Here is a 25,970-nt window from a genome sequence, read left to right as displayed (position 1 = left end):
CCGGGATACACCGCCCACCGCCCCCCCCCCACCCCCCCCCCCCCCCCCCCCCCCCCCCCCCCCCCCCCCCCCCCCCCCCCCCCCCCCCCCCCCCCCCCCCCCCCCCGCCACCGTGACCGTCTGCCGCAGGTCCTTCAGAAGCCGTAGCCCATACGGCGCGACAGCTCGGCGCCGGCCGCCACCGTCCGCTTCGCCACCTCCGGCAGCCGGTCCGGATTCAGCCGGTACACCGGTCCCGAGACACTGATCGCGGCGATCACCTTGCCGTCATGCCCGCGCACCGGTGCCGCGACGGCGGCGAGCCCCAGCTCCAGCTCCTCGATCGTGACGCCGTAGCCCTGTTCGACCACGGCCTCCAACTCGGCGCGCAGCATCCCCGCCCCGGTGATCGTCCGGTCGGTGAACCGCGGCAACGAGCGCGCCAGCAGGCCCTCGCGCAGGGTGGGCGGCATGTGCGCGAGCAGCACCTTGCCGCTGGAGGTGGCGTGCAGCGGGGTGCGTCTGCCGAGCCAGTTCTGCGCGGTGACCGAGGCGGTGCCGCGGGCCTGCATGATGTTGACCGCCGCATCGTCGTCGAGCACGGCGATGTTCACCGTCTCGCCCAGTTCGTCGGCGACCTCGCGGCAGACCGGGACGCCCTCCTGGGAGATGTCCAGCCGCACTGCCGCCGCCCCCGCCAGGCGCAGCACGCCGGCCCCGAGGTAGTACTTGCCGCGGTCCTTCGCCTGGGCCACCAGGCCCCGGTTCTCCAGAACGCCGAGCAGCCGGAAGGCCGTGGACTTGTGGACGTCCAGTTCCTCGGCGATCTCCGTGACGCCCGCCTCGCCGTGCCGGGCGAGGATCTCCAGCACACTCACGGCGCGGTCCACCGACTGCACCGCGCTGACCGCGCCGCGGCCGCTCTGCCTCTCCGGGACTCGTCGGTTCTGCGTGGTCTCCTCGCTGCGGTCAGACTGCTTCTGCGTGGGGGTCATGGCTCAACTCTCACCACCTGTGGGCCCGGTTCGGGCCGCATCTGCGGGAAGCCCTTGACGCGGCGGTCGTCCCGCGCGGATTCTGTTGCGCATAGCGCGAAAGCATGCGCCATACGAAACACCATGTTACCGAACCGTCCGGATCCCGGAAGGGTGCCGGACGATCCGGACCCGGATGTCCGTCATTGCCTTGCCGCTGCATTCCCTTACCGCTACCGGGCCGGACCACCGCGGTCCGTGCTCCCGGCCGCATCCCTGACGCCTGCATCGAGCAGGTCCCGGACCGAGTGTCCCGGACCGAGAGGGGGGCCCGTGATTCCCGTCTGCCGCCTCGAAGACCTCCCCGAGGGCGAGGCCGTCCGCGTCGAGACCACACCGCCCATCGCCGTGTTCCGCACCGAAGACGGCGGGCTCTACGCCATCGACGACACCTGTACCCACCAGGACGCGTCCCTCTCCGAGGGCTGGCTGGAGGGCTGCCTGGTCGAATGCCCGCTGCACGCCGCGTCCTTCGACCTGCGCACCGGCGAACCGACCTGCCTGCCGGCCCGGCGCCCCGTCCGCACCCACCGCGTCACCGTCGAGGACGGCGTCGTCCACGTCCACCTCACCGCGGAGGAGGGCACGGCCGCATGAACACCGCCCACGGCCGGCCCGACCGTGTGAAGGGTGCCCGCGGCTGGTGGGGCCGACCGGACTTCGCCCGGGCGAGGCCCGGTCGCATGAACACCGCCGAGGGCCGGTGGGACCGCCCGAGTACTGTCCCCAGCCGCCACGGCCGCATCGGCACCGCCGGCGATCGTCGCGACGGCGACACCTCGCACGGCTACCGCTGCCGCACCGCCCGGGCCCGCAGACGGCCCGTGCTGCGACCCGTCACCGCGTGGCGCACCCGCAGCACACCCATGCGCCGTCCCTCCGCTGAGGCACCGGCCCGCCCCGACCACCCCGCCGCCCCCGCGAGGAGCCGTGCCGTATGAAGACCGTGACCATCGTCGGCGCCTCCCTCTCCGGGCTCTACGCGGCCCGGGAACTGCGCGCCCAGGGCTACGACGGCCGGCTGGTGATCGTCGGCGAGGAACCACACCGCCCCTATGACCGGCCTCCCCTCTCCAAGGACTTCCTCACCGGCCGCACCGACGAGGAGCACCTCGCCCTCACCGACGCCGACGACGCCGCCGCACTCGACGCCGAGTGGCTGCTCGGCGTCCGCGCCCGGGGGCTCGACACACGCGGTCGTACCGTCCTTCTCGAGGACGGCCGTACGGTCTCCACCGACGCCGTCGTCATCGCCACCGGTGCCGCCGCCCGCCGGATCCACGGCGAGAGCCTCGCCGGGGTGCACACCCTGCGCACCCTGGACGACGCCCGCGCCCTGCGCGCCGACCTCGTCCGGGGACCCCGCCGGGTCGTCGTCATCGGCGGCGGCTTCATCGGTGCCGAGACCGCCTCCTCGTGCGCCGGCCTGGGGCACGCGGTCACGGTGGTCGAGGCCGCGCCGCTGCCGCTGGTGCCCCAGTTCGGCGCCGGGATGGCCGCCGTCTGCGCCGCCCTGCACCGTCGCGGCGGGGTGGAGTTGATCACCGGGACCGGCGTGGCCGGCCTGCGCGGCACCGCCACCGTCACCGGTGTCGGCCTCACCGACGGCCGCACACTCCCCGCCGACCTCGTGATCATGGGCATCGGCGCCACGCCCAGCACCTCCTGGCTGATGGGCTCGACGCTCGCCCTCCATGACGGCGTGCTGTGCGACGACGGCTGCGCGACGGCCCTGGCCCAGGTGGTCGCGGTCGGGGACGTAGCGCGGGTGGGCGGGAGCCGGGCGGAGCACTGGACCTCCGCCACCGAGCAGCCCCGCGTCGCCGTGACCAACCTGCTCGCCGGCCGCACCGTCGAAACGGTGCGCACGGTGCCGTACTTCTGGTCCGACCAGTACGGCTCCCGCATACAGTTCGCGGGTCGGCAGCGTGACGGTGACACCGTCCGCGTCACCGAGGGCGAGATCACCGACGACGGTCCAGGCGAGGCCGGCTTCCTCGCCCACTACGAGCGGGACGGCCGTACCGTCGCTGTCCTCGGAGTGGACCGGCCGCGCGCCTTCATGCGGGCCCGCCGCGAACTCCAGCGGGAGAAGCGGGAGGAGCGGGAGCGGGGCGCACCGGCCGTGCTGTGACGGCGGGCTGGAGGCGTCCGGTACGGGTCACGCCCGGCTCGACTCGCGCCCGGCTCGACTCGCGCCCGGCTCGACTCGCGCCCGCCCGGTCAGGTCCCGCCCGGTCACGTCCCGACCAGCCAGGTCCCGCACGGTCGCGTTCCGACCGGGCGTGTTCCGCCCAGCCCGGGTCGCGTTCCGCTCGCGCCCGGCCCGGGTCGCGCCCGGCCAGAACCGCGCCAGGTCCCGGCCGCCCCCGGTAACGCCCGCTCAGGAATGCGACAACTGCCCCGCGCCGCCCCGCCGGCGTATCCGCTCCTGCTCACGCAGGGCCGCGCGCTCCTCGCGTCGGCGGGCGCGCCGCTCGCGGCGGAGCGCCCGGGCCGTGCTGCTCGGCTCGGAGACGACGCCGTACCGCTGGCTCCACACCTGGCGGGTCACCCACACGTCGACCACGGCCCAGGTGGCCACCACCGTGCTCGCCACGCTGCTGATCACCATGGGGAACGCCAGCCAGGACCCGGCCAACGTGCACAGGAACGCCACCATCGCCTGGATCAGCGTCACCGCCGTGATCAGGACCGCACGCACCGCCGCCGTACGCACCGGATCCGGCAGCGGGTGCCGCCGGGCGGGCTCCTCGACCCACAACGGCCGGTAGTCCGGCTGTTGTCCGCCGACGGCCTCCGCAGGGTGCCCACGCGCCGGAATGTCGCGATCCGACGCTTCCGGACGCCCCCGCGCCGCCGAGCGCCCCGCCACGCTCTCCTCGGGCGCTTCGCGCCGCTCCGCCGTGCCCATCACCGTGTCACTCCCCACCGCCAGCAGACCGCTCGCCCCCGGTGTCACAAGACTCCGGCTCCCCCAGTGGCTGCCCGGCTTGCGCAGTTTTACGCCGCCGGGGTGCGGGATGCGGCTCCTGTGGCCCATTCCGCCACCATTTCCCGTAGAGAAGACGAACGAGATCGCGGGAAGATTCCCCGCCAGCGAAAAAAACAAGCCAACCGCCCGGCCATGGCCGCACGGCCGAGCCGGGCGCGGGTATCGGATCGCGGTGGCAATCTCCCGTAATGCCCCGACAACTCGCCATGTCTCGCAGCCGAAGCGGAAGTTCATCCTCCGGACATGTCTTCGAGTTAACTGTGCGGCGGTAGTAGGCTCGCGCCGTTTGTTGACGCACATGTGTACCCCCGGCCCGCGGGGGTCGAGCTGGGGGAGGCCATGCGCTTTCGCGGGAAGTCGATCCGCCGGAAGATCGTGGCGCTGCTCCTCGTGCCGCTGGTGTCCCTGACCGCCATCTGGGGCTTCACCACGGTACTCACAGGGCGCGAAGTCGCCCGGCTGTTCCACGTGTCGGACGTCAAGGAGGACATCGGCTACCCCGCCGAGGACACCGTCCGCGTCCTCCAGCAGGAACGCCGCCAGACCCTCGTCTACCTCGCCGACCCGCGGGCCGCCGACGCCCTCACCGCGCTCCAGCGCACCCGCACCGCCACCGACCGGGCCATCGCCAGGATCCGGAAGAACGCCGGTGACCACGACGTCCTCGACGCCATGGACACGGACGACAGCGAACGCCTCACCGCCGTCCTCGACGCCTTCGACGGCCTCGACTCCCTGCGCCGCAGCGTCGAGGCGGGCACCGTGACCCGTGCTCAGGCCCTGGACCAGTACAACCGCCTCGTCGACCCCTGCTTCACACTGCTCGGCGCCCTCGAAGGCATCGACGACGTCGACCTGGACGCCCAGGCCCGTGCGATGGTCAACATCAGCCGCGCCCGCGAGCTGCTCTCCCGTGAGGACGCCCTGCTCGGCTCCTCCCTGGTCGTCGGCAGGCTCACCCGCGACGAGACCCGTGACATCTCCGACCTCGTCGCCCAGCGCACCGTCCTGTACGACGTCAGCCTGCCGCTGCTGCCCGCCGCCGAACGCGAACGCTACGAACGCTTCTGGAAGAACGCCACCACCGCCCCGCTGCGCGCGGCCGAACGAACCACCATCGGCACGGACTCCGGCACTCCGCACGGCGTCACGGCCCAGGGCTGGGACTCCGCGGCCGCGACCGTGCTGGACGACCTCGGCACCCTCGACGACCAGGTGGGCGACCGCTTCCAGGACCGTACGCACCCCGTGGCCGTAGGCGTCATCCTGCAGGCGGCCGTCGCGGGCCTCCTCGGCCTGGTCGCGCTGGTGCTCTCCGTCGTCCTGTCGGTCCGGATCGGCCGCGGCCTCATCCGCGACCTGCGCCAGCTGCGTCTGGAGGCGCACGAGGCCTCCGGCGTCCGGCTGCCCAGCGTGATGCGCCGCCTGTCCACCGGCGAACAGGTCGACGTCGAGACCGAGGTGCCGCGCCTGGAGTACGACAAGAACGAGATCGGAGAGGTCGGCCAAGCCCTCAACACCCTCCAGCGCGCCGCCGTCGAGGCCGCCGTCAAACAGGCCGAACTGCGCTCCGGCGTCTCCGAGGTCTTCGTCAACCTCGCCCGCCGCAGCCAGGTCCTGCTGCACAAGCAGCTCACCCTGCTCGACACCATGGAACGCCGCACCGAGGACACCGACGAACTCGCCGACCTCTTCCGCCTGGACCACCTCACCACCCGCATGCGGCGGCACGCCGAGGGCCTGGTGATCCTCTCCGGAGCCGCACCCTCCCGGCAGTGGCGCCGCCCGGTGCAGCTGATGGACGTCGTGCGCGCCGCGGTCGCCGAGGTCGAGGACTACGAACGCATCGAGGTACGGCGGTTGCCCCGGGTCGCCGTCACCGGCCCGGCCGTCGCCGACCTCACCCACCTCGTGGCCGAACTCCTGGAGAACGCGACGGTCTTCTCGCCCCCGCACACCGCCGTGCAGGTCTTCGGCGAGCGGGTCGCCAACGGCTTCACGCTGGAGATCCACGACCGGGGTCTCGGCATGACCGCGGAGGCGCTCCTGGACGCCAACCTGCGCCTCGCCGAGACACCCGAGTTCGAACTGTCCGACACCGACCGGCTCGGCCTGTTCGTGGTCAGCCGGCTCGCCCAGCGCCAGAACGTCCGGGTCTCCCTCCAGCCGTCGCCCTACGGCGGCACCACCGCGGTCGTCTTCATCCCCGACGCGCTGCTGAGCGACGACGTACCGGACACCAACGGCATCGGCTTCCGCCTGGACCGGGACCGCCCGGAGAAGGGCATCGCGCAGGCGGGGAGCCGTGCCACCGGACGGTCCGCGGTGCCGGCACAGCTGCCCGGTCTGCCGACCTCGCTGCTGGACGGCCCCGTCGAGCTGGAGGCGCCCGTCGACCTCGACGCCATCGACGGCTTCCCCGGCGTCCTGGCCGACGAGGACAGCGAGCGCGGCGGGCTGTTCCGGCCCAGCCGCTCCCGCTCCCGTACCGAAGGGCAGACACCCTCCGCGTCCGCCGACCGGTCGCCGCGCGAGGAGGCCGAGGAACGCGGGCCCATCCCGCTGCCGCGCCGGCAGACCCCCAAACTGGTCAGCTCGCACGGCAAGCCCGTCACCGGCCAGCGGACCCGCCGCGACGAACCGGAGCAGCAGCCCTCCGCCGCATCCCGCCGCCCCGACACGGGCGGACCGGCTCCGCTGCCCGCACGCCGGCGCACCACGGCCTCCCGCCGCCCCGCCGAACTCACCGACCGCGCTCAGGAACGCGGCACGGCTCCCGCCGACGGCACCGCCCCGACCCCCGACGTCCCCGCCCTCCCCCGCCGCACCCGGCCCGGGTCACCCAGCGGGGCCGACACGGGTGCCGCGGGTCGGCCGGACGGCGGCGGTACCGGTCGGTCGGATGGCGCCGTCACGGGTCGGTCGGGCGGCGGCGCCACAGGCTGGCCGGGTGGGGATGTCACGGACCGGTCGGATGGCGGCGCCACGGACTGGACGGATCGGGGCGCCCTGGACCGGTCGGACGAGGGTCCGGCCCAGGCTGCCACTGATCGGGCCCGTTTCGGCGGCGAGACCGAAGCTGCTGGTGAGAGCGCCGGATTCGATGGTGGCGGGGCGGCGACTCTCGGTGGGCGGGGCCGCATTGGTGGTGGCGAGGCCGAACTCGCCGGTGGGCAGGTCGGCTTTGGCGGTGGCGAGGTCGAACTCGCCGGTGGACAGGGGCCTTTCGGTCGTGGCGCGGTGGAGCCTGCCGGAGAGCGGGACCGTTACCGTGGTTCTGGCGAGCCGACCGGCGAAAGGTTCCGTCCAGGTGGTGGACCTGCCGAACCCTCCGTCGAAGAGCCCCGGCGGGGTGGCGCCCGGTCCGGCCGCGAGGCCCTGCCCGCCCGGGACACGTCCCCGCCGACCGGGACCAGCGGCGTCACCGGGACCAGCGGTCCCGGGACCACCGGGGCGGGCGCCGCGGTGGCCCCCGAGCCGGCCACCGGATCCCTGCCCCGGCGGGTCCGCCAGGCCAGCCTGGCCCCCCAGCTCAAGCAGGACACCGTGCGGCGCGCCGAACGCGCGGCGCAGCCCGCCGACCGCGACGCCGAGGAGGTCCGCGGCCGGATGGCCTCGCTCCAGCGTGGCTGGCAGCGCGGCCGGCGGGAGAACGCCGCGGGCGACGACGCCCACAACGGCACAGCACAAGGAACGACTAAGGGGGACGGTCGATGACCGCACCGAAGGCGACCGGCCACACGGCGACGAACAACGGGGAGCTGAACTGGCTCCTGGACGACCTGGTCGACCGGGTCGCCAGCATCCGCAAGGCCGTCGTCCTGTCCGGCGACGGGCTGCCAACGGGTGTGTCCAAGGACCTGACCAGGGAGGACAGCGAGCATCTGGCCGCCGTCGCCTCCGGCTTCCACAGCCTCGCCAAGGGGGTGGGCCGTCACTTCGACGCGGGCAGCGTCCGGCAGACGGTGGTCGAACTGGACGACGCCTTCCTGTTCGTGACCGCCGCCGGTGACGGCAGCTGCCTCGCCGTCCTCTCCGACGCCGACTCCGACGTCGGGCAGGTCGCCTACGAGATGACCCTCCTGGTCAAGCGGGTCGGCGTGCATCTGGGCACCGCTCCGCGCACCGATCTGCCCGCAGGCGGGTAGTGGGATGACATGAGCGGAGACGATCAGGGAAGAAACCACTGGTTCGACGACGAGGCCGGACCGGTCGTCCGTCCGTACGCCATGACGCGCGGCCGCACCACGAGTCCCGCCCAGCACCGGCTGGACCTGATCGCGGTGGTCGTCACGGAGTCCGAGGCGGGTGACCCGGAAAGGGATCCGACGCTGTCGCCCGAGCACGTGGAGATCGTCGGACTCTGCCGCGACGAACCGCAGTCGGTCGCCGAACTCGCCGCCGAACTCGATCTGCCGGTCGGTGTGGTGCGCGTCCTCATCGGCGACCTCGTGCACACGGAACTCGTCCATGTCACGCGTCCGGTGCCCCCGGCCGAGCTGCCGGACGAGAGCATCCTGCGCGACGTGATCAACGGCCTCCGGGCGCTGTGACCGGCACGGAAACGGAGCACTGAGGTGACAGGCCGGCACTCGCCGCACGGACCCGGAGTCCCGGCACGGCCGCTACCGGTCAGGCCCGAGGAGTTCGCCGTCCCACCGGGGAGCGTCGCGGGGGACGCGTCCCCACGGGAGAGGGGCGGCGGCACCGACCGGGTGCGGCGGTCCGGTCGTACGGCCACCGGCCTGGTGCCGAGCGGCTCGGCCGGAGCCGGTCCGGGAGGCGCACGCCACGCACGCGACGAGCAGGCATCGACACCCCGGGCGGCTGGCGGAGAGCCCTGGCGGCGGCCACGGCCGGCCGTCGCCCGACCCCCATCAAGCAGGAATCAAGCAGGAGAAGAGATCGATGATCTTCGGGCGTTCTGAGCGCGGCAAGCCCCCCGTCGAGCCGGTCACGCTCAAGATCCTCGTGGCCGGCGGCTTCGGCGTGGGCAAGACGACCCTCGTCGGTGCGGTCAGCGAGATCAGGCCGCTGCGCACCGAGGAACTGCTCACCGAGGCCGGGCGCCCGGTCGACGACACCAGCGGGGTGGAGGGCAAGCACACCACCACCGTGGCCATGGACTTCGGCCGGATCACCCTGCGCGAGGACCTGGTGCTGTACCTCTTCGGCACGCCGGGGCAGGAACGGTTCTGGTTCATGTGGGACGAGCTGTCCGAGGGCGCGCTCGGTGCCGTCGTCCTCGCCGACACCCGGCGCCTGGAGGACTGTTTCGCCGCCGTGGACTACTTCGAGCGGCGTTCCATCCCCTTCCTCGTCGGCGTCAACTGCTTCGAGGGAGCTTCCCGTTACCCCGCCGAGGCCGTCCGGCAGGCCCTCGACCTGGACGAGGGCGTACCGGTCCTGCTGTGCGACGCGCGTGACCGGGAATCGGTCAAGGACGTGCTCGTCGGAGTCGTCCAGCACGCCATGGACTACGCCGCCGACCGCCGCCAGCCCGTCCTCGGCTGACCACCGCCGGCGCGCCCTCGGCCGGCCGGCGGGCACGGCCCGCACCCCCGCCGACCGGGGTACGGGCCGTGGTCCGGTGAAGAGCGCTTGCGCGGGCGATGCGACGACCGTGAGGAGCGCTTGCGCGGGCGATGCGAAGACCGTGACGAGCGCTTGGGCGGGCGATGCGAAGACGACCGCGAGGCGCGCCGCACGCGCGCGTGCCGGCGCGCCTCGCCCCGCCCGCCTCCTACGCGTCCTGCGCGCCCTCCTCCAGCCAGCCGAAGCTCCTCTCCACGGCCCTGCGCCAGTTGCGGTACTCGCGGTCGCGCACCGACGGCTCCATCGCGGGCGTCCACTCCGCGTCCCGCTGCCAGTGCGACTTCAGCTCGTCCAGGCCGTTCCACACACCCGTTGCCAGACCGGCCGCGTAGGCGGCGCCCAGACAGGTCGTCTCCGACACGCGGGGCCGGATCACCGGCACGCCGAGCACGTCCGCCTGGTGCTGCATGAGCAGGTTGTTCTGTGTCATGCCGCCGTCGACCTTCAGCGTGGTGATCCGTACCCCGGAGTCCTGGCGCATGGCGTCCACGACCTCCCGGGTCTGCCAGCTCGTCGCCTCCAGCACCGCACGCGCGAGGTGCGCCTTGGTGACGTACCGGGTGAGACCGGTGACCACACCGCGCGCGTCGGAGCGCCAGTAGGGCGCGAACAGGCCGGAGAACGCGGGCACGATGTAGGCGCCGCCGTTGTCCTCGACGCTCGCCGCCAGCGTCTCGATCTCGTCGGCGCTGCGGATGATCCCGAGCTGGTCGCGGAACCACTGGACCAGCGCGCCCGTTATCGCTATGGACCCTTCCAGGCAGTACACCGGCGCCTCCTCGCCGATCTTGTAGCCCATCGTCGTCAGCAGCCCGCTCTTGGACGGCACCGGCCGGTTCCCGGTGTTCAGCAGCAGGAAGCTCCCGGTTCCGTATGTGTTCTTCGCGCTGCCCACGTCGTAGCAGGCCTGCCCGAAGACGGCTGCCTGCTGGTCGCCCAGCGCGGAGGCCACGGGCACCCCGGCGAGCTGCCCGACCGCCGTGCCGTACACCTCGGCGGAGGACCGGATCTCGGGCAGGACAGTCTCGGGCACGTTCATGGCGGACAGGATGGCGGGATCCCACTGGAGCGTTTCCAGGTTCATCAGCATGGTGCGGCCGGCGTTCGTGACGTCGGTGACGTGCCGGCCGCCCTCGGTGCCGCCGGTCAGGTTCCAGATCAGCCAGGAGTCGATGGTTCCGAAGGCGATCTCGCCGCGTTCGGCCCGCTCCCTGAGGCCGGGCACATGGTCCAGCAGCCAGGCCGCCTTGGGACCGGAGAAGTAGCTGGTCAGCGGTAGCCCGGTCGGCTCGCGGAAGCGGTCCTGGCCGTCCGCGCCGCCCAGTTCGTCGCACAGGGCCGCGGTACGGGTGTCCTGCCAGACGATCGCGTTGTGCACGGGCTTGCCGGTGGCGCGGTCCCACAGGACCGTCGTTTCCCGCTGGTTGGTGATGCCGAGCGCGCTCAGTTGGTCGGCGCGCAGCCCGGCCTTGGCCAGTGCTCCGGCCACCACGGCCTGTACCTTTGACCAGATCTCGGTGGCGTCGTGCTCCACCCAGCCCGGCTTGGGGAAGATCTGGCGGTGCTCGCGCTGGTCGACGGCGACGATCGCGCCGCCGTGGTCGAAGACGATGCAACGGCTGGACGTGGTGCCCTGGTCGATGGCGGCGACGTACTTCTGGGCGGTGTCCGTCATGGCTGTCCCTGGGTCGCTGGGTCGGGTCGCTGGGGCGTGCAGCGTGCCGGCTGGAAGGCCGCGTAGCAGTCGCTGGGTCGGCGGGCCGCGGTGTGGTCGCTGGGTCAGAAGGCCGCGTTGTAGACGAGGCCCGCGAGCGCCCCGCCGATGAGCGGGCCGACCACCGGGATCCAGGCGTAACCCCAGTCGGACGTGCCCTTGTTCGGGATCGGCAGGAAGGTGTGCACGATGCGCGGGCCGAGGTCGCGGGCCGGGTTGATGGCGTAGCCGGTGGGCCCGCCGAGCGAGAGGCCGATACCGACGACGAGCAGCGAGACGATCAGCGCCGTGATGCCGGACTCGCCGAGTCCCTTCGTCAGTCCGAAGGCGAGCACGGGCAGCACCAGGGCCATCGTCGCGATGATCTCGGTGACGAGGTTGGCGATCGGGCTCCGGATCTCCGGGATGGTCGAGAAGATGCCGAGCGTCGGCACCGGTTCGTCGGCCGTGCCCTCGGTGGTGCCCTCCTTGCGGACGTTGGCCTGGAACTGCGCGAGGTACACCAGGTAGGCGAGGACGGCACCCAGCATCGCGCCGACGATCTCGCCCAGCAGATACACCCAGACCTTGCCCCACTTGCCGGTGTCCACGGCGATGCCGATGGTGACCGCGGGATTGAGCTGGCCCCCGGAGAGGGGAGCGGCGGTGTACGCGCCCGCGAGGACGCCGAAGCCCCAGCCGAACGCGATGACGACCCAGCCCGAGGCCCGCGCCTTGGAGTACCTGAGAGTGACGGCGGCGCAGACTCCCGCCCCGAACAGGATCAGGATCGCGGTACCGATGACCTCGCCGGCGAAAATGTCTCCGTTGCTCATGGCGGCTCCCTTGGCGCCGTCCGGGGGCGCTCGGCCCCGGCCTCCGTGCAGGAAAGTTCGTGGCGACTTCAGCCGGAGGCAGGGAGCCCCGCGCCCCGCCCGGCGTCCGTGACGAGCGTGCCGTCGCAGCCGTATCGCCGGGAAAGGACGGGCCGTGGAAAAGGACAGACCCGCGGCGCAGTGCCTGATAACGCCGAGAATGTACGGCGATGTCGGCTGACACCGGGAAGTGTTCACCGGCGCCACGGGGGCGTCAAGGTTGCCGACGGCGACGGTGACAGCGATGAACCCGGCGGCCCTGTCGTTGCTGCTGGAGGGCAACGAACGTGAACGGGACGGACGTTCACCACCCCGGCTCCGCGGTCACGTACCCGGCCTGGGCCGTTGCCGCCCCTTGGCCGCGCCGGACCTCGTGACCGGGCAGCCCGGCGCGTCCCAGCACCCAGCTCGCGCCGTGCAGCGCCTTGGCCGCCTTCTTCAGCGGAGCGAGGTGCGCGGCGGCCTGGCGGTGGTCGCCCACGCTTCCCGGTGCGCACACCACGGTCGCGAGGGAGAGCGTGACCGGCCGGCCTCCCGCCGACCAGGGCGCGTCGAGAACAGCGGCGACCAGCGCATCGAGTGCCTCCTCCTCGGCCATCACCAGGAAGTCGTCCCCGCCGATGTGCCCCACGCGTGCGTGCCCCGACACGGCATGCTGCAGGGCTCGCCCCACCGCCCGGATCAGCTCGTCGCCCGCGGCGAACCCGGCACCGTCGTTGACCTGCTTGAAGTGGTCGATGTCCAGCCAGCTGAGCGCGAACGTCCGGCCGTCCGTGATCCACCGGTCCACCTCACCCGTGATCGCGTCCGAACCGGGCAGCCGGGTCAGCGGATTGAGCCCGGCCGCCTCCTCGACCCGACTCTCCGCCAGCGCCCGCACCAGGTCCGCGAGCCGTACGACACCCACGCACCGCCCGTGCCGGTCGACCACCGTGACATCGTCCGAGGTCCGGTCCCGGCCGCCGATCGCGACGACGTCCAGCACCTGCCAGGCGGTGGCGTCGACGCCGACCGTACGGGGCGCGTCCCCCAGCTTGAAGGCCGGCCGGTCGGCGTACAGGGCGTGCCCGTAGCGGCCGGACATCGACAGCAGGAACCGGGAGCGGTGCACCGACCGCACGGGCCGGCCGGCCTGGTCGACCAGCAGAACACCGGAGACGTCCGGCGATCCGGTCAGCAGCGCGCGCACCTGCCCCGCCGAGGCGGTCACCGGCAGTACGGCGGCCGGGCGCACGAACTCCCGCACCGACGGGCCGGAGAGGGGTACGCCGACGGCGCCGGGGGAGCGGGGCGGAACGTATACGTCCGCGGCGGGGATCCGGGCCGGGGGTGCGAACAGCTCGCCCTGGGCCAGCTGCGCCCCGGCCGACAGCGCCGCCGCGCACTGCAGTTCGGTCTCGACCCCCTCCACCGCGACGAGGGAACCCAACTCCTCGCACAGCGTGCGCATCGCCCGTACCGCGGCCGGCCGGGACAGCAGCGAGGCGTCGAGCTTGACCAGGTCGGGGGAGAGGTCGGTGAGCAGCCGAAGCGGTATGTCGCCGTCGCCGATGCCGTCCGCGCTGATCCGGAACCCCTGCTCGCGCAGCGCGGCCACCGCGTCCAGCAGGGCCTGTTGCGGCACGTGCGTGCAGGGTGGCACCACGTCGAGCGTCACCTCCCAGGGCATCCGCCCGGCCGCGCGCACGGCGTCGTGCAGCGGGGTCAGGCCGCCGAGGTCGGCGAGGGTGGCCGCGAACACGTTGAGGTGCAGCGGCAGCAGGGTCTCCTTGCGGGTCGCGGCGCGGAGCGCCAACACCGTGAGTTTACCGTCGAGTTCCGGGTCCCGGCGGGCCTCGGCCAGGATGTCACCGGTCTCCGGGCGGGCAAGTGTCTCCAGTGCCGCGACCGCGCCCGTCCTGAGGTTGACCACCGGCTGGAAGGCGAAGCGGAGAGTGTCCGTCCAGGAGTGCACGGGAGCATGATGGCGCCGCCGGAGTGCGCCCAGGCGCAGTTCATAAGACGTTCACGCAGCATTCCGGGCTGATCACACAGCGTGGACGACCCTCGTAGTCACGCGTGCGTGCCGTACGACGGTCTCGGCCCGTGCGCGTCACCGCACCGCGATCACCGCCGAACCGTGCCCGAACAGCCCCTGGTTGGCGGAGATGCCCACCCGCGCCCCGGCGATCTGCCGGTCGCCCGCCGCACCTCTCAACTGCCAGGTCAGCTCGCACACCTGGGCGATGGCCTGGGCCGGCACCGCCTCCCCGAAGGAGGCAAGACCGCCACTGGTGTTGACGGGTGTCCTGCCGCCCGGGGCCGTCGCGCCCTCCCGCAGGAGCTTCGCCCCTTCGCCCTCGCCGCACAGCCCCAGGTCCTCGTACCACTGCAACTCCAGTGCGGTGGACAGGTCGTAGACCTCGGCCAGGGACAGGTCCTCGGGGCCTGTGCCCGCCTCCTCGTAGGCCGCCCGGGCAATGGACGCCCGGAAGGTGCCGCCGGGGCACTGCGCGGCGAGCGCTGAGTCCGTGGCGATGTCGGGGAGGTCCAGCACCGTGTTGGGGAAGCGCGGTGTCACCGTCGACACCGCCCGGATCCGCACCGGCCGGGCGACACCGTGCCGATGCGCGAAGTCCAGGCTGGAGAGCACCAGGGCCGCGCCGCCGTCGGAGGTGGCGCAGATGTCGAGCAGCCGCAGCGGGTCGGCGACCACCGCGGACGCGGCGACCTCCTCGGCGGTGACCCGCTTGCGGTAGCGCGCGTACGGGTTGAGCGCACCCATGGCGGCGTTCTTCACCTTCACCAGGGCGAAGTCCTCCGGTGTGTCCCCGTGCACCGCCATCCGCCGCCGCGCGTACAGCCCGAAGTACGTCGGGTTCGTCGCGCCCAGCAGACGGAAGCGCAGCCAGTCCGGATCGTCGGGGCGCTCCCCGCCCGCGGGCCGGAAGAACCCCCTGGGCGCCGCGTCCGCCCCCACCACGAGGACGACGTCGGCGAGCCCGGCGAGGATCTGCGCCCGCGCCGCGGCGATCGCCTGCGCGCCGGAGGCGCACGCCGCGTACACACTGGCGACCCTGGCTCCCTGCCAGCCCAGGGCCTTGGCGAACGTCGCTCCCGCCACATACCCGGGATAACCACCACGCACCGTGTCCGCGCCCACGACCGAGCCGACGTCGCACCACCCGACACCGGCGTCCGCGAGCGCCGCGCGGGCCGCCGCCGTCCCGTACTCCACGAAGGAGCGTCCCCACTTGCCCCATGGATGCATGCCCGCGCCGAGCACCGCCACGTCCATCGTCACGCCCTCACCCCCGTCGGCCGCCAGTGCCAGGTCGTCCAGGTCGTCTCCGCGTCCTCGTGGAGCACTCCGGGGACGACCTCCACCTCCATGCCCACCGTCAGATCGGCGACGGTGATCCCGGGAGCCGCCTGCCCCAGCACCACGATCCGCTCGGCCTCCAGCTCCACCGCGATCAACGCGTACGGCTCCCACGGAAGTTCCGGGTTGCTCACATAGGGTGACGGCGGACGGTAACGACTGTCCGTGTACGACCAGATTCGTCCCCTTCGCGACAGGAGGGCCTCCTCCAGCGAGTCGCCGTCGCAGCGAGGGTTGCGGCAGCGCACGTCCTCGCGCGGGAAGAACACCGTGGCGCAGGACGAGCAGCGGGTGCCCAGGAGCCGGAAGTCGTCCCCCTCGCCGGTGAACCAGCCGGCGACCGCGGGTGTGCGTGTGTGCGGCAAGACCTCTCCTCACCACGTTTCTGACGAAGCGTCAGGAGTGTGTCACGGCTAGCCGGAAATGGGCAGGGGCGTGGTGCCGGCCGCCCCGCCCCGCATACGCGGGAATCGCCTCCGCATACGCGGGAATCGCCTCCGATCGCCTCCCGGCCGGACCGCAAACCTGGTAGACGCAGGGGACATGACACGACTCACCCGTGCGGTCCGCGGTCTCGTCACCGTCCTCGCCGCCCTGCTGGCCGTAACCGCCTCCTCCGCCACCGCCCAGGCGAACCCGGAGCCAGGAGCGCCGAGGGACTTCGTCGCCCTGTCGACCGTGGACCCGACGATCATCCAGGAGATGCGCTACTTCACCCGGCACAACTTCGTCGGCGGGCGCATCGACGGCTACGAGCAACCGATCTGCATCCTCACCCGCCCGGCGGCGGAAGCCCTGCACAGGGCCCAGCTGAAACTGCTGCGCAAGGGCTACACGCTCAAGGTGTACGACTGCTACCGGCCGCAGCGCGCCGTGAACCACTTCGTCCGCTGGGCCGAGGACCTCGACGACCAGGCGATGAAGGGCGAGTTCTACCCGAACGTCGACAAGACCCGCCTGTTCGAGGACGGCTACATCGCGGAGAAATCCGGCCACAGCCGCGGCTCGACCATGGACCTCACGATCGTGAAGCTCCCGGCGAGGCCGACGCGGCCCTACCACCCCGGAGAGCCACTCGTGCCCTGTTACGCGCCCAAAGACGAGCGTTTCCCTGACAACTCTGTCGACATGGGCACGGGATTCGACTGCTTCGACACCCTCGCGCACACGCTCGACCCGCGCATCCAGGGCGAACAGCGCGCCAACCGCCTGTTGCTCAAGAACACCCTCGAGAGCCTCGGATTCGTGAACCTCGCCGAGGAATGGTGGCACTTCACCTACCAGCCCGAGCCCTATCCGGACACCTACTTCGACTTCCCCGTGTCCTGGAAGTCGCTCATCAGCAGGCACTGAGCCGCCCGCGGAAGACGCCCCTCTTCTGATCGGATACAGTCCGCGCGTGTCCGAAACCCAGCACTCAACTGCCAACTCCGTACCGGACTCCCACTGTTCGAGCTGCGGTTCGCCCTATGGACAGGGCGTTTCCGGCTGGCCGCGCACCTGCCCGTCGTGCGGAACCGTCGCCTACCGCAATCCACTGCCGGTCGCGATCGCGCTCCAGCCCGTGTACGACACCAAGGGCACGGCCCTGGTCGTGATCACCCGCACCATCGCCCCCGCGCGCGGAGGCACGGCACTGCCCGGCGGTTACATCGACGACCGGGAGGACTGGAAGCAGGCCGTCGTACGCGAACTCAAGGAGGAGACCGGCATCGACGCGGCCGCGCGCGACGTCCGGCTCGTGGACGCCATGAGCTCGCCCGACGGCCACCTGCTGCTGTTCGGACTCCTCCCGGAGCGTCCGGTGGAGGGACTCCCGTCCTCCGACCGCACGAACGAGACCGAGGGCTGGCAGCTGCTGCGCAGGCCCGAGGAACTCGCCTTCCCCCTGCACACCGTGGCCGTACGGGCCTGGTTCGAGGGCCGGTACATCTGAGACCCCGGCTCAGCCGAGCCCTCACGGCTGACCCGGGCGAACCGGCTCAGCCGAGCCCTGGCACCGAGCAGACCGGCCAAGCCGAGCCGTCACGCCGGGCAGCCGGCCCAGCCCAGGTCCTCGCGCCGGCCCCGGCGCCGGTCGGGCCGGCTCGGCGGAGCGCTCGCGCCGGGCAGGCGGCTCAGTCCGGCCCCCTCGCGCCGGCGCCGGGCAGGGCGGCTCAGCCCAGGCCCCGGACCCGCACCGGATAGGGCGGCTGGGCAGAGCCGTCCTCCCGTTCCCGGGTGACCGCCACCCCACGGCCCTCCCGGCGGACGACGTAGCGTTCGATCTCCGGTTCGTCCCAGCCGTCGCCCGCGTCCGGTACGACGAGGCCGCCCCCCGTGCGGCCACGCGCGGGTGCCCACACCTCCAGCTCGAGGCCGCCGTCGGTTCCGCGCACGGGGATGACCGCGCCCGCGCGCGCGAACACCGGTATCCGCGACAGCGGCGCGTCGACGAGGACCTGCGCCGGTCCTTCGAAGGCCCGCTCCGTCACCGTGTCGTACCAGCGGCCCCGCGGCAGCTGCACCGCCCGCCGGTCGGCGCCCGGGTCCAGCACCGGCGCCACCAGCAGACCGTCCCCGAGCAGAAACGTGTCCTCACAGTCGCGCAGCGCCCGGTCCTCCGGCGACCCCCACCACAACGGCCGCACATACGGCGCGCCGGTGCGCCGCGCCAGATGCGCCAGGGTCACGAAGTACGGCAGCAGCCGCCGCCGTTCGAGCAGCACCACGCGCGCGTGCTCCAGTACCTCGGCCCCGAACTCCCAGGGCTCCCTGCGTCCCGCCCGCAGACTCGCGTGCGTGCGAAAGAGTGGCAGAAACGCGCCGAGCTGGAACCACCTGAGGTACAGCTCCGGCGACGGTCTGCCGTCGTATCCGCCCACGTCCGGGCCCGAGTACGGCACCCCGCACAGACCGAGCCCCAGCACCAGCGACACAGACGCCCGCAGCCCCGGCCAGCCCGTCGCCACGTCCCCGGACCAGGTGCCCCCGTAGCGCTGCATCCCCGCCCAGCCCGAGCGGGAGAACAGGAAGGGCCGCTCCTGGCGCGACAGCCGGCGCAGCCCCTCGTAAGCCGCACGGGCCATGCACAGCGCGTACGCGTTGTGCGCTTCCCGGTGGTCGCCCCCGCGCCCCTCCAAGGCGTGCCGTGCCGAACGCGGCAGCGTCGGTTCCCCGAAGGCGTTGAACGACGTCGGCTCGTTCATGTCGTGCCAGAACCCCGCGAAGCCCTGCCCCAGCCGCTCCTCGTAGAGCCCACCCCACCATTCACGCACGCGCGCGTGCGTGAAGTCCGGGAAGACCGACTCCCCGGCCCACACCACACCCCGCACCTCGCGCCCCGAGGCGTCCCGCACGAACGCGTCCACGGCCGAACCACCGTCGTACACGGCATTGCCCGGCGCGGCCCGCACGGCCGGATCGACGATCGACACCAGCCGGATCCCGTCCCGGCGCAGCTCGTCGGCGAGTTGGGGCAGCTTCGGGAAACGGTCCTGGTCGACGGTGAACACCTGGTGGTCGTCGAAGTGGTCGATGTCCAGATGGACGGCGTCCAGCGGCAGACCGCGCTCCTGGTAGCCCGCGACGATCCGGCGCACCTCCTGCTCGCTGCCGAAACCCCACCGCGCGTGGTGGTGGCCGAGCGCCCACGAGGGCGGCAGCGCGGGCGCCCCGGTCAGCGAGGCCCAGGTGTGCAGCACGCGCGCGGGGGCGCCCACCATCACCCAGCAGCGCAGCGGACCACCGTCCATCCGCACCTCGCAGCGCCCCGCCCGGTCGTGCCCGGACCCGGCGCCCTCCTCGCCCTCCCGCAGCACCACAGTGCCGTCCCACGTGGTGTCGTGGAAGACCAGATGCGTGCCGGCATCGGCCACCACCAGCTGCACCGGCATCGTCAGATACAGCGGATCGTCGCCGGGGCCGAACGCCCGCCCGGGATCGGAGTTCCACAGCCGGTACGTGCCGTCCCGCAGCCGCGGCCCCGACGCCCGGCCGCCCAGACCGAAGAAGCGGGCGTCCGCCGCCACCTCCGACCGCTGCATCCACCGCGCCGTGCCCCCACCGACCGGTTCCCACCAGCGCGGCGGCAGATCCCGCCGCAGGGTCACCCCACCGGGCGTGCACACTTCAATCGCACCGTGCCGCGAGACGGTGACCGTCACGCGCTCGGCGACCACCCGCCAGCCACCGTCCTTGTCCGGCTCCAGCACCGCCCGCGCATCAGGCTCCGGACAGCTCCCCGCGAGCGCGTAAGAGGGCTGCGGACCAGCCCCGTCCCACCCCCAGAACACCGCCCCGTTCACCGCCACGGTGATCCGCAGCTCGGACCGGCCGAACCGGATCAGCCCGCCACCCGGCCCCGGCTCCACGCTCTGCACCTGCCCCGGGACCCGCGCCCGCTCGGCCCCCCGCCGTGGCAGCCCGGCGGCGTCGATCCGCCTCCTGCGCCATGCGGACCGTACGGTACGCAACCCGCGAGCCGCCCTCCCCGAACCGACCACACTCACCGAACGCACCAGGTCACGACCGTCCATGCTGCTCACCCTGCCACTGAGCACCCCACGCGCGCGTGTCGTTCAACTGCCGTTCACCCGTGCCGGGACCACATCTTCACGACACCGACTATGTGGGGCGCACCCTGGTGCAGAAGTCGATCACATGGCATCGTCCCTGTCAGCCGCGTCACGCGCACACCCCAGCCCGTGCGCGGACCGACGCACACGACGCGCACAGCCCGGGAGCCACCCCATGTCGACAGCGAACCCCCAGCCGCTCTGGCAGCCCGATCCCGCGCGGATCGCCCAGGCCCGCATCACCCAGTTCCAGGCATGGGCCGCCGAGCACCACGGCGCCCCGGCCGAAGGCGGCTACCCCGCACTGCACCAGTGGTCCGTCGACCAGCTGGACACCTTCTGGAAAGCCGTCACGGAGTGGTTCGGCGTACGCTTCTCGACGCCCTACGCGCGCGTGCTCGGCGACCGCACCATGCCCGGCGCCCAGTGGTTCCCCGGAGCCACCCTCAACTACGCCGAGCACGCCCTGCGCGCCGCGGCCGACCGCGCGGACGAACCCGCCGTGCTCTACGTGGACGAAACCCACGAACCGCGCCCGGTGACCTGGTCCGAGCTGCGCCGCCAGGTCGGCTCCCTCGCCGCCGAACTCCGCGCCCTCGGCGTACGCCCCGGCGACCGCGTCAGCGGCTACCTGCCCAACATCCCGCAGGCCGTCGTCGCCCTCCTCGCCACGGCCGCCGTCGGCGCCGTCTGGACCTCCTGCGCCCCCGACTTCGGCGCCCGCAGCGTCCTCGACCGCTTCCAGCAGGTCGAACCCGTCGTCCTGTTCACCGTCGACGGCTACCGGTACGGCGGCAAGGAGCACGACCGCCGCGAGATCGTCGCCGAGCTGCGCCGCGAGCTGCCCACCGTGCGCGCCGTCGTCCACATCCCGCTGCTCGGCACCCAGGCACCCGAGGGCGCCGTGGAGTGGTCGACGCTGACGGCCGGGAACACCGAGCCCGTCTTCGACCAGGTCCCCTTCGACCACCCCCTGTGGGTGCTGTACTCCTCCGGCACCACCGGCCTGCCCAAGGCCATCGTCCAGTCCCAGGGCGGCATCCTCGTCGAACACCTCAAACAGCTCGGCCTGCACTGCGACCTCGGCCCCGAGGACCGTTTCTTCTGGTACACCTCGACCGGCTGGATGATGTGGAACTTCCTTGTCTCCGGCCTGCTCACGGGCACGACGATCGTCCTGTACGACGGCAGCCCCGGCTACCCGGACACCGGCGCCCAGTGGCGGATCGCCGAACGCACCGGAGCCACCCTGTACGGCACCTCCGCGGCCTACGTCATGGCCTGCCGCAAGGCCGGCGTCCACCCCGCACGTGACTACGACCTGACCGCGGTGAAGTGCGTCGCCACGACCGGCTCCCCGCTGCCGCCCGACGGCTTCCGCTGGCTGCACGACGAGGTCCGCGACGGCCTGTGGATCGCCTCCGTCAGCGGCGGCACCGACGTCTGCTCCTGCTTCGCCGGCGGCGTACCGACGCTCCCGGTGTACACCGGTGAGCTCCAGGCCCCCGGTCTCGGCACCGACCTGCAGGCCTGGGACCCCAGCGGCAAGCCCGTCATCGACGAGGTCGGCGAGCTGGTCGTCACCAACCCCATGCCTTCCATGCCGATCCGTTTCTGGAACGACCCCGACGGCAGCCGCTACCACGACAGCTACTTCGACACCTACCCCGGCGTCTGGCGGCACGGCGACTGGATCACGGTCACCTCGCGCGGCACCGTGATCATCCACGGCCGTTCCGACTCGACCCTCAACCGGCAGGGCGTGCGCATGGGTTCGGCCGACATCTACGAGGTCGTCGAGCGCCTGCCCGAGATCAAGGAGTCCCTGGTCATCGGCATCGAGCAGCCCGACGGCGGCTACTGGATGCCGCTGTTCGTACACCTCGCTCCCGGCGCCACCCTCGACGAGGCCCTCCTGCACCGCATCAAGCAGACGATCCGCGAACAGCTCTCACCACGCCACGTCCCCGACGAGATCATCGAGGTCCCCGGCGTCCCGCACACCCTCACCGGCAAGCGCATCGAGGTCCCGGTCAAGCGCCTGCTGCAGGGCACCCCCCTCGAGAAGGCGGTCAACCCCGGCTCCATCGACAACCTCGCCCTGCTCGGCTTCTACGAGGAACTCGCCCGCAAACGCGCCTGAACCCCCATGACCTGAACCTCCAGGCGGCCTCGGACCCGCCCAGCACACCGGCGAAGTCCGAGGCCGGCACCGAGGTCGGCCGCACAGCGCCAGCCCGTTGTCAGTGCCGCCGGTTACGGTGAGTGAGCACTGATCGACCGCGCACCTTGGGGGAAACATGGCGCACACCGACCACCAGACCATGCGACGCGTCCTGCGCCGCGAGATCGCCGGCACCATCGGGCTGCTCACCGACGAACACGACTTCCGCGCCATGCGGCGCTACCGCAGCTTCACCTTCGACGACCATGCGACCTACCTCCAACAGGTCGAGGCCGTCCTCAAGGCCCGCGCCGACCAGGGCACCCACACCACCCTCGCCCTCTTCGACCCCGAGGACTACGCCGCCTACTGCGCGGATGCCGGCCTCGACCCGGAAGCCCCGGCGAGCCGGACCCGGTTCACCGCGGAACTCGCATCCACGGGCCCCACCATCCCTTACGACGGCCGGCCCCTCACCACGCTCGTACCCGCCCTGGTGGACGAAGCCGTACGGCAGGCGACGTGGGAGTACGCCACCACCCTGCTGTCCCGACTCGGTCCCTGCCCCACCTGCGGCGAGGACATCGGAAGGGCCGGCTTCACCCGCGCCTCCGACCTCCTGGTCCGCATCCTCGACACCGCCCCACCCGGCGACCGCCACCTCGTGTGCAGCGTCTCCGGACCACCGGACACCCTGGTCTCCGTCCTGCACAGCGACCAGGACGGCCCCGGCGCCACCCGGCTCGACGAAGCCGAGGCGCTGGAATTCACCAGCGTCCTCGCCCTCGGCCTCGCGACCCGCAGCCCCGGCGGACTCGTCATGCGCACCAGCGCCCCGGGGACGCACGACCGCGTCTACGGCTGGCGACTGCGGGCCGGCGCCCTCGAACCGCTCACCGCCTCGGAAGTGTTCGACGCCTACTGCACCGACGTCGAATCCGGCGACCTCATCTCCCCGGAGTCCGGCGTCGACTACTGCGAGCCCCCCGACCTCGGAGACGAGCGCGCGGCACCGGGCCACCGACACTGAACGAGCCGCCGCGTCGAACGCGCTGATCACGCCGACAACAGGCCGAACGCAACAGGGGCGCCCCACCCCAAGGCGGGACGCCCCTGAACGCGGCACATCGCATGCGCCCGTACGACTACTCGCCGGACAGCACCGCCTGAGCCGCGCTGCGCGCCTCCTCGGCGCTGTCCGCGGCACGCGCCGCCGCCGCCGCCCGCTCGCACTGCGCCAGCGTGTACTTCGCCAGCGTCGCCCGGACATAGGGAATCGACGCCGCACCCATGGACAAGGAGGTGACACCCAGACCGGTCAGCACACAGGCCAGCAACGGGTCGGACGCGGCCTCACCGCACACACCGCAGCTCTTCCCCTCGGCCTTGGCCGCCTCCGCGGACAGCGCGACCAGGTCGAGCAGCGCAGGCTGCCACGGATCCTGGAGCCGGGACACCGCACCCACCTGCCGGTCGGCCGCGAACGTGTACTGCGCGAGGTCGTTCGTCCCCAGCGACAGGAACTCGACCTCCTGCAGGATCGAACGCGCCCGCAGCGCCGCCGACGGGATCTCCACCATCGCGCCGAACTTGACCCGCAGCCCCGCCGCACGGCACGCGTCCGCGAACGCCCTGGCGTCCGCGCGGTCCGCCACCATGGGCGCCATGACCTCGAGGTAGACGGGCAGCCCCTCGGCGGCCTTCGCCAGCGCGGTCAGCTGCGTCCTCAGGATCTCGGGGTGGTCCAGCAGCGTCCGCAGACCCCGCACACCCAGCGCGGGGTTCGGCTCGTCGGCCGGAGTCAGGAAGTCCAGCGGCTTGTCCGCCCCCGCGTCCAGCACCCGCACGACCACACGACCCTCGGGGAACGCCTCCAGCACCTGCCGGTAGGCCTCCACCTGCTTCTGCTCGGAAGGAGCGTTCTTGCTGTCGTCCAGGAACAGGAACTCGGTACGGAACAGACCGACACCCTCGGCCCCGGCCTCCACGGCGGCCGGCACATCCGCCGGGCCGCCCACGTTGGCCAGCAGCGGCACCTTGTGACCGTCCGCCGTCGCACCCGGCCCGGTCGACGCGGCCAGCGCGGCCTTGCGCTCGGCGGCCGCGGCCACCAGCTGCGCCTTCTTCTCCTCGCTCGGGTACACGAAGATGTCGCCGGTGCTGCCGTCGACAGCGATCACGGTGCCTTCGGCCAGCTCACCGGCACCCGGCAGCGCCACGACCGCAGGCACACCCAGCGCCCGCGCCAGGATCGCGCTGTGACTGGTCGGTCCGCCCTCCTCGGTCACGAAACCGAGCACCAGAGACGGGTCCAGCAGCGCGGTGTCAGCCGGAGCAAGGTCCCGCGCCACGAGCACATACGGCTGGTCGCTGTCCGGCACACCCGGCATCGGAACGCCCAGCAGCCGGGCAACGATACGGTTCCGCACGTCATCCAGGTCTGCCACCCGACCGGCGAGGTACTCACCGGCACCGGCCAGCAGCTCCCGGTACGCCGCGAACGCGTCGTACACCGCGCGCTCGGCCGTGCTGCCGACGGCGATCCTCCGGTCCACATCCGCCATGAGCTCGGGGTCCTGGGCCATCATGGCCTGCGCCTCGAGCACGGCCTGGGCCTCGCCGCCCGCCAGATTGCCGCGCGCCATCAGATCGGCGGCTACGGCGTCCACTGCCTGGCGAGCCCGCCCCTGCTCCCGCTCGGCCTCCTCGGTGGGGATCTGCTTGGCCGGCGGCTCCAGCACCGCCGTACCCATGTGCCGAACCTCGCCGATGGCCACGCCATGGCTCACGCCGACGCCTCGCAGCGTTGTCTCCATCTCACCCGTCTCCGATAGTGCGGCGGGTTCCGCCGCCGTGGTGGTTGTCCTGTTCGCCGTCCCGCGACGGCCGTGCCGTCAGTTCCAGGAGAAGAGGCTGTCGCCGGCCTTCACGTCACCGTTGTCACGGAGGTCGGAGAGGGACTCGGCCGTGGCTTCGAGCGCGACGACGGGACAGACCGCGGACTTGCCGGCGGCCTCGACGGCGCCGGGGTTCCACCGCACGACGGCCTGCCCCCGCGTCACGGTGTCGCCCTTGTTGACGAGCAGCTCGAAACCCTCGCCGTTGAGCTGCACCGTGTCGATGCCCAGGTGGGTGAGCACGCCGTGCCCGCTCTCGTCCACCACGACGAAGGCGTGCGGGTGCAGGGAGACGATCACACCGTCAACGGGCGCCACGGCCTCGGAGGGCTCACGCACGGGGTCGATCGCGGTACCCGGGCCGACCATGGCCCCGGAGAAGACCGGATCAGGCACTTCTGCCAGTCCGATGGCACGTCCAGCAAGAGGGGACGTCACGGTGGTCATGGGAAGCCTCCCAAAGAGTGGAGCTGCGCACTGAGCAGCAGCGTATGTCATGTGAAGTGGCGGTTCCGTATGGAAGCTAGCAGCTAGTGGTCTAGACCACCAACCCGACGGATTTGCAACGGCTTCGAGGCCCCGTGTACAGTCGTACTCCTGCCTGGGACGGAGGCCGCCAAAGCGCCCTCACCCCACAGGATCCAAACTCGTCAGACCCACTTTCGGATCCGCTTCTGCATGCTCGCAGAGGGTGGTCAGAGAGACGGAAAAACCCTGGTAGAGTTTGAAACACCGAAGGGAAGCCCGGAGGAAAGCCCGAGAGGGTGAGTACAAAGGAAGCGACCGTTCCTTGAGAACTCAACAGCGTGCCAAAAATCAAC

The 25,970-nt window shown here is 72.2% G+C and carries 21 protein-coding genes; 11 read left to right on the top strand and 10 right to left on the bottom strand.

The window, feature by feature from the left end:
* Nucleotides 1-134: 134 nt before the first annotated feature.
* A complete protein-coding gene (locus tag ACZ7GZ_RS20330) occupies nucleotides 135-974 on the bottom strand; it encodes an IclR family transcriptional regulator (RefSeq protein ID WP_471025963.1) in 840 nt (279 codons plus the stop codon).
* A gap of 312 nt (nucleotides 975-1,286) precedes the next feature.
* Here ACZ7GZ_RS20330 and ACZ7GZ_RS20325 point away from each other — a divergent pair, with 312 nt between their 5' ends.
* From ACZ7GZ_RS20325 to ACZ7GZ_RS20315, 3 genes are read left to right on the top strand one after another with little or no spacing between them, the layout of a single operon-like run.
* The gene (locus tag ACZ7GZ_RS20325; RefSeq protein WP_471025961.1) at nucleotides 1,287-1,610 is read left to right on the top strand and encodes a bifunctional 3-phenylpropionate/cinnamic acid dioxygenase ferredoxin subunit; all 324 of its coding nucleotides are present in this window, start codon (nucleotides 1,287-1,289) and stop codon (nucleotides 1,608-1,610) included.
* Nucleotides 1,607-1,954, top strand: coding sequence for a hypothetical protein (locus tag ACZ7GZ_RS20320; protein WP_471025959.1), 348 nt, complete (start codon nucleotides 1,607-1,609; stop codon nucleotides 1,952-1,954). Before ACZ7GZ_RS20325 ends, ACZ7GZ_RS20320 begins: the two co-directional genes overlap by 4 nt.
* The gene (locus ACZ7GZ_RS20315; RefSeq protein WP_471025958.1) at nucleotides 1,951-3,147 is read left to right on the top strand and encodes an NAD(P)/FAD-dependent oxidoreductase; all 1,197 of its coding nucleotides are present in this window, start codon (nucleotides 1,951-1,953) and stop codon (nucleotides 3,145-3,147) included. Before ACZ7GZ_RS20320 ends, ACZ7GZ_RS20315 begins: the two co-directional genes overlap by 4 nt.
* A 249-nt stretch (nucleotides 3,148-3,396) precedes the next feature.
* Here ACZ7GZ_RS20315 and ACZ7GZ_RS20310 read toward each other — a convergent pair whose 3' ends face one another.
* Nucleotides 3,397-3,927 (bottom strand): hypothetical protein, encoded by a 531-nt coding sequence (locus tag ACZ7GZ_RS20310; protein WP_471026176.1) that lies wholly within the window; start codon nucleotides 3,925-3,927, stop codon nucleotides 3,397-3,399.
* Between the two features lie 420 nt (nucleotides 3,928-4,347).
* Here ACZ7GZ_RS20310 and ACZ7GZ_RS20305 point away from each other — a divergent pair, with 420 nt between their 5' ends.
* The 4 genes from ACZ7GZ_RS20305 to ACZ7GZ_RS20290 all read left to right on the top strand — a co-directional run bounded on the left by ACZ7GZ_RS20305 (nucleotide 4,348) and on the right by ACZ7GZ_RS20290 (nucleotide 9,522).
* Entirely contained in the window at nucleotides 4,348-7,725 is a 3,378-nt protein-coding gene (locus ACZ7GZ_RS20305; protein ID WP_471025955.1) for a nitrate- and nitrite sensing domain-containing protein, read from the top strand.
* Nucleotides 7,722-8,156: a roadblock/LC7 domain-containing protein gene (locus ACZ7GZ_RS20300; protein WP_471025952.1), complete on the top strand. Its 435-nt coding sequence runs from the start codon at nucleotides 7,722-7,724 to the stop codon at nucleotides 8,154-8,156. The genes ACZ7GZ_RS20305 and ACZ7GZ_RS20300 overlap by 4 nt, the downstream gene beginning before the upstream one ends.
* Nucleotides 8,157-8,165: 9 nt before the next feature.
* Entirely contained in the window at nucleotides 8,166-8,561 is a 396-nt protein-coding gene (locus ACZ7GZ_RS20295) for a DUF742 domain-containing protein (protein ID WP_471025950.1), read from the top strand.
* A 355-nt stretch (nucleotides 8,562-8,916) separates the two neighbouring features.
* Nucleotides 8,917-9,522 (top strand): GTP-binding protein, encoded by a 606-nt coding sequence (locus ACZ7GZ_RS20290; RefSeq protein WP_471025947.1) that lies wholly within the window; start codon nucleotides 8,917-8,919, stop codon nucleotides 9,520-9,522.
* A gap of 229 nt (nucleotides 9,523-9,751) precedes the next feature.
* On the opposite strand, the gene glpK is transcribed toward ACZ7GZ_RS20290, so the two are convergent.
* The 5 genes from glpK to ACZ7GZ_RS20265 all read right to left on the bottom strand — a co-directional run bounded on the left by glpK (nucleotide 9,752) and on the right by ACZ7GZ_RS20265 (nucleotide 15,897).
* A complete protein-coding gene (glpK, locus tag ACZ7GZ_RS20285; protein WP_471025945.1) occupies nucleotides 9,752-11,278 on the bottom strand; it encodes a glycerol kinase GlpK in 1,527 nt (508 codons plus the stop codon).
* Nucleotides 11,279-11,382: 104 nt separating this feature from the next.
* Nucleotides 11,383-12,132 (bottom strand): MIP/aquaporin family protein, encoded by a 750-nt coding sequence (locus ACZ7GZ_RS20280; protein ID WP_471025942.1) that lies wholly within the window; start codon nucleotides 12,130-12,132, stop codon nucleotides 11,383-11,385.
* Between the two features lie 343 nt (nucleotides 12,133-12,475).
* Nucleotides 12,476-14,125 (bottom strand): EAL domain-containing protein, encoded by a 1,650-nt coding sequence (locus ACZ7GZ_RS20275; RefSeq protein ID WP_471025941.1) that lies wholly within the window; start codon nucleotides 14,123-14,125, stop codon nucleotides 12,476-12,478.
* A gap of 138 nt (nucleotides 14,126-14,263) precedes the next feature.
* Entirely contained in the window at nucleotides 14,264-15,454 is a 1,191-nt protein-coding gene (locus ACZ7GZ_RS20270) for a lipid-transfer protein (protein WP_471025939.1), read from the bottom strand.
* Nucleotides 15,451-15,897, bottom strand: a complete 447-nt coding sequence (locus tag ACZ7GZ_RS20265; RefSeq protein ID WP_471025938.1) for a Zn-ribbon domain-containing OB-fold protein — start codon at nucleotides 15,895-15,897, stop codon at nucleotides 15,451-15,453. Before ACZ7GZ_RS20265 ends, ACZ7GZ_RS20270 begins: the two co-directional genes overlap by 4 nt.
* A 178-nt stretch (nucleotides 15,898-16,075) precedes the next feature.
* On the opposite strand from ACZ7GZ_RS20265, the gene ACZ7GZ_RS20260 reads away from it, so the two are divergent.
* Nucleotides 16,076-16,885 carry a M15 family metallopeptidase gene (locus ACZ7GZ_RS20260; RefSeq protein WP_471025936.1) on the top strand — a complete coding sequence of 270 codons (810 nt, stop codon included), beginning with the start codon at nucleotides 16,076-16,078 and terminating at the stop codon, nucleotides 16,883-16,885.
* A gap of 46 nt (nucleotides 16,886-16,931) precedes the next feature.
* Complete coding sequence (locus tag ACZ7GZ_RS20255) at nucleotides 16,932-17,468, top strand: NUDIX domain-containing protein (RefSeq protein ID WP_471025934.1); 537 nt, start codon at nucleotides 16,932-16,934, stop codon at nucleotides 17,466-17,468.
* Nucleotides 17,469-17,688: 220 nt separating this feature from the next.
* On the opposite strand, the gene ACZ7GZ_RS20250 is transcribed toward ACZ7GZ_RS20255, so the two are convergent.
* Nucleotides 17,689-20,049, bottom strand: coding sequence for a glycoside hydrolase family 31 protein (locus tag ACZ7GZ_RS20250; RefSeq protein ID WP_471025933.1), 2,361 nt, complete (start codon nucleotides 20,047-20,049; stop codon nucleotides 17,689-17,691).
* Nucleotides 20,050-20,263: 214 nt separating this feature from the next.
* Here ACZ7GZ_RS20250 and ACZ7GZ_RS20245 point away from each other — a divergent pair, with 214 nt between their 5' ends.
* Nucleotides 20,264-22,231 carry an acetoacetate--CoA ligase gene (locus ACZ7GZ_RS20245; RefSeq protein ID WP_471025931.1) on the top strand — a complete coding sequence of 656 codons (1,968 nt, stop codon included), beginning with the start codon at nucleotides 20,264-20,266 and terminating at the stop codon, nucleotides 22,229-22,231.
* A 157-nt stretch (nucleotides 22,232-22,388) separates the two neighbouring features.
* On the top strand, nucleotides 22,389-23,282 hold the full coding sequence (locus tag ACZ7GZ_RS20240; RefSeq protein ID WP_471025929.1) for a hypothetical protein: 894 nt from the start codon (nucleotides 22,389-22,391) through the stop codon (nucleotides 23,280-23,282).
* A gap of 115 nt (nucleotides 23,283-23,397) precedes the next feature.
* Here ACZ7GZ_RS20240 and ptsP read toward each other — a convergent pair whose 3' ends face one another.
* Both ptsP and ACZ7GZ_RS20230 read right to left on the bottom strand, forming a co-directional pair.
* Nucleotides 23,398-25,068: a phosphoenolpyruvate--protein phosphotransferase gene (gene ptsP / locus ACZ7GZ_RS20235; RefSeq protein ID WP_471025928.1), complete on the bottom strand. Its 1,671-nt coding sequence runs from the start codon at nucleotides 25,066-25,068 to the stop codon at nucleotides 23,398-23,400.
* A 78-nt stretch (nucleotides 25,069-25,146) separates the two neighbouring features.
* Nucleotides 25,147-25,596, bottom strand: a complete 450-nt coding sequence (locus ACZ7GZ_RS20230; protein ID WP_471025926.1) for a PTS sugar transporter subunit IIA — start codon at nucleotides 25,594-25,596, stop codon at nucleotides 25,147-25,149.
* Nucleotides 25,597-25,970 lie beyond the last annotated feature (374 nt).

The organism is Streptomyces sp. NPDC037288, assembly GCF_055603265.1.
The sequence above is the reverse complement of the archived record's forward strand: the minus strand, read 5'-3'. Positions and strand labels throughout refer to the sequence as shown.

Coding starts and splice junctions, on each gene's coding strand:
- ACZ7GZ_RS20330 (WP_471025963.1), bottom strand. CDS start 974: ATGACCCCCACGCAGAAGCAGTCTGACCGCAGCGAGGAGACCACGCAG.
- ACZ7GZ_RS20320 (WP_471025959.1), top strand. CDS start 1,607: ATGAACACCGCCCACGGCCGGCCCGACCGTGTGAAGGGTGCCCGCGGC.
- ACZ7GZ_RS20315 (WP_471025958.1), top strand. CDS start 1,951: ATGAAGACCGTGACCATCGTCGGCGCCTCCCTCTCCGGGCTCTACGCG.
- ACZ7GZ_RS20310 (WP_471026176.1), bottom strand. CDS start 3,927: ATGGGCACGGCGGAGCGGCGCGAAGCGCCCGAGGAGAGCGTGGCGGGG.
- ACZ7GZ_RS20305 (WP_471025955.1), top strand. CDS start 4,348: ATGCGCTTTCGCGGGAAGTCGATCCGCCGGAAGATCGTGGCGCTGCTC.
- ACZ7GZ_RS20300 (WP_471025952.1), top strand. CDS start 7,722: ATGACCGCACCGAAGGCGACCGGCCACACGGCGACGAACAACGGGGAG.
- ACZ7GZ_RS20295 (WP_471025950.1), top strand. CDS start 8,166: ATGAGCGGAGACGATCAGGGAAGAAACCACTGGTTCGACGACGAGGCC.
- ACZ7GZ_RS20290 (WP_471025947.1), top strand. CDS start 8,917: ATGATCTTCGGGCGTTCTGAGCGCGGCAAGCCCCCCGTCGAGCCGGTC.
- glpK (WP_471025945.1), bottom strand. CDS start 11,278: ATGACGGACACCGCCCAGAAGTACGTCGCCGCCATCGACCAGGGCACC.
- ACZ7GZ_RS20280 (WP_471025942.1), bottom strand. CDS start 12,132: ATGAGCAACGGAGACATTTTCGCCGGCGAGGTCATCGGTACCGCGATC.
- ACZ7GZ_RS20260 (WP_471025936.1), top strand. CDS start 16,076: ATGACACGACTCACCCGTGCGGTCCGCGGTCTCGTCACCGTCCTCGCC.
- ACZ7GZ_RS20250 (WP_471025933.1), bottom strand. CDS start 20,049: ATGGACGGTCGTGACCTGGTGCGTTCGGTGAGTGTGGTCGGTTCGGGG.
- ACZ7GZ_RS20245 (WP_471025931.1), top strand. CDS start 20,264: ATGTCGACAGCGAACCCCCAGCCGCTCTGGCAGCCCGATCCCGCGCGG.
- ACZ7GZ_RS20240 (WP_471025929.1), top strand. CDS start 22,389: ATGGCGCACACCGACCACCAGACCATGCGACGCGTCCTGCGCCGCGAG.
- ptsP (WP_471025928.1), bottom strand. CDS start 25,068: ATGGAGACAACGCTGCGAGGCGTCGGCGTGAGCCATGGCGTGGCCATC.
- ACZ7GZ_RS20230 (WP_471025926.1), bottom strand. CDS start 25,596: ATGACCACCGTGACGTCCCCTCTTGCTGGACGTGCCATCGGACTGGCA.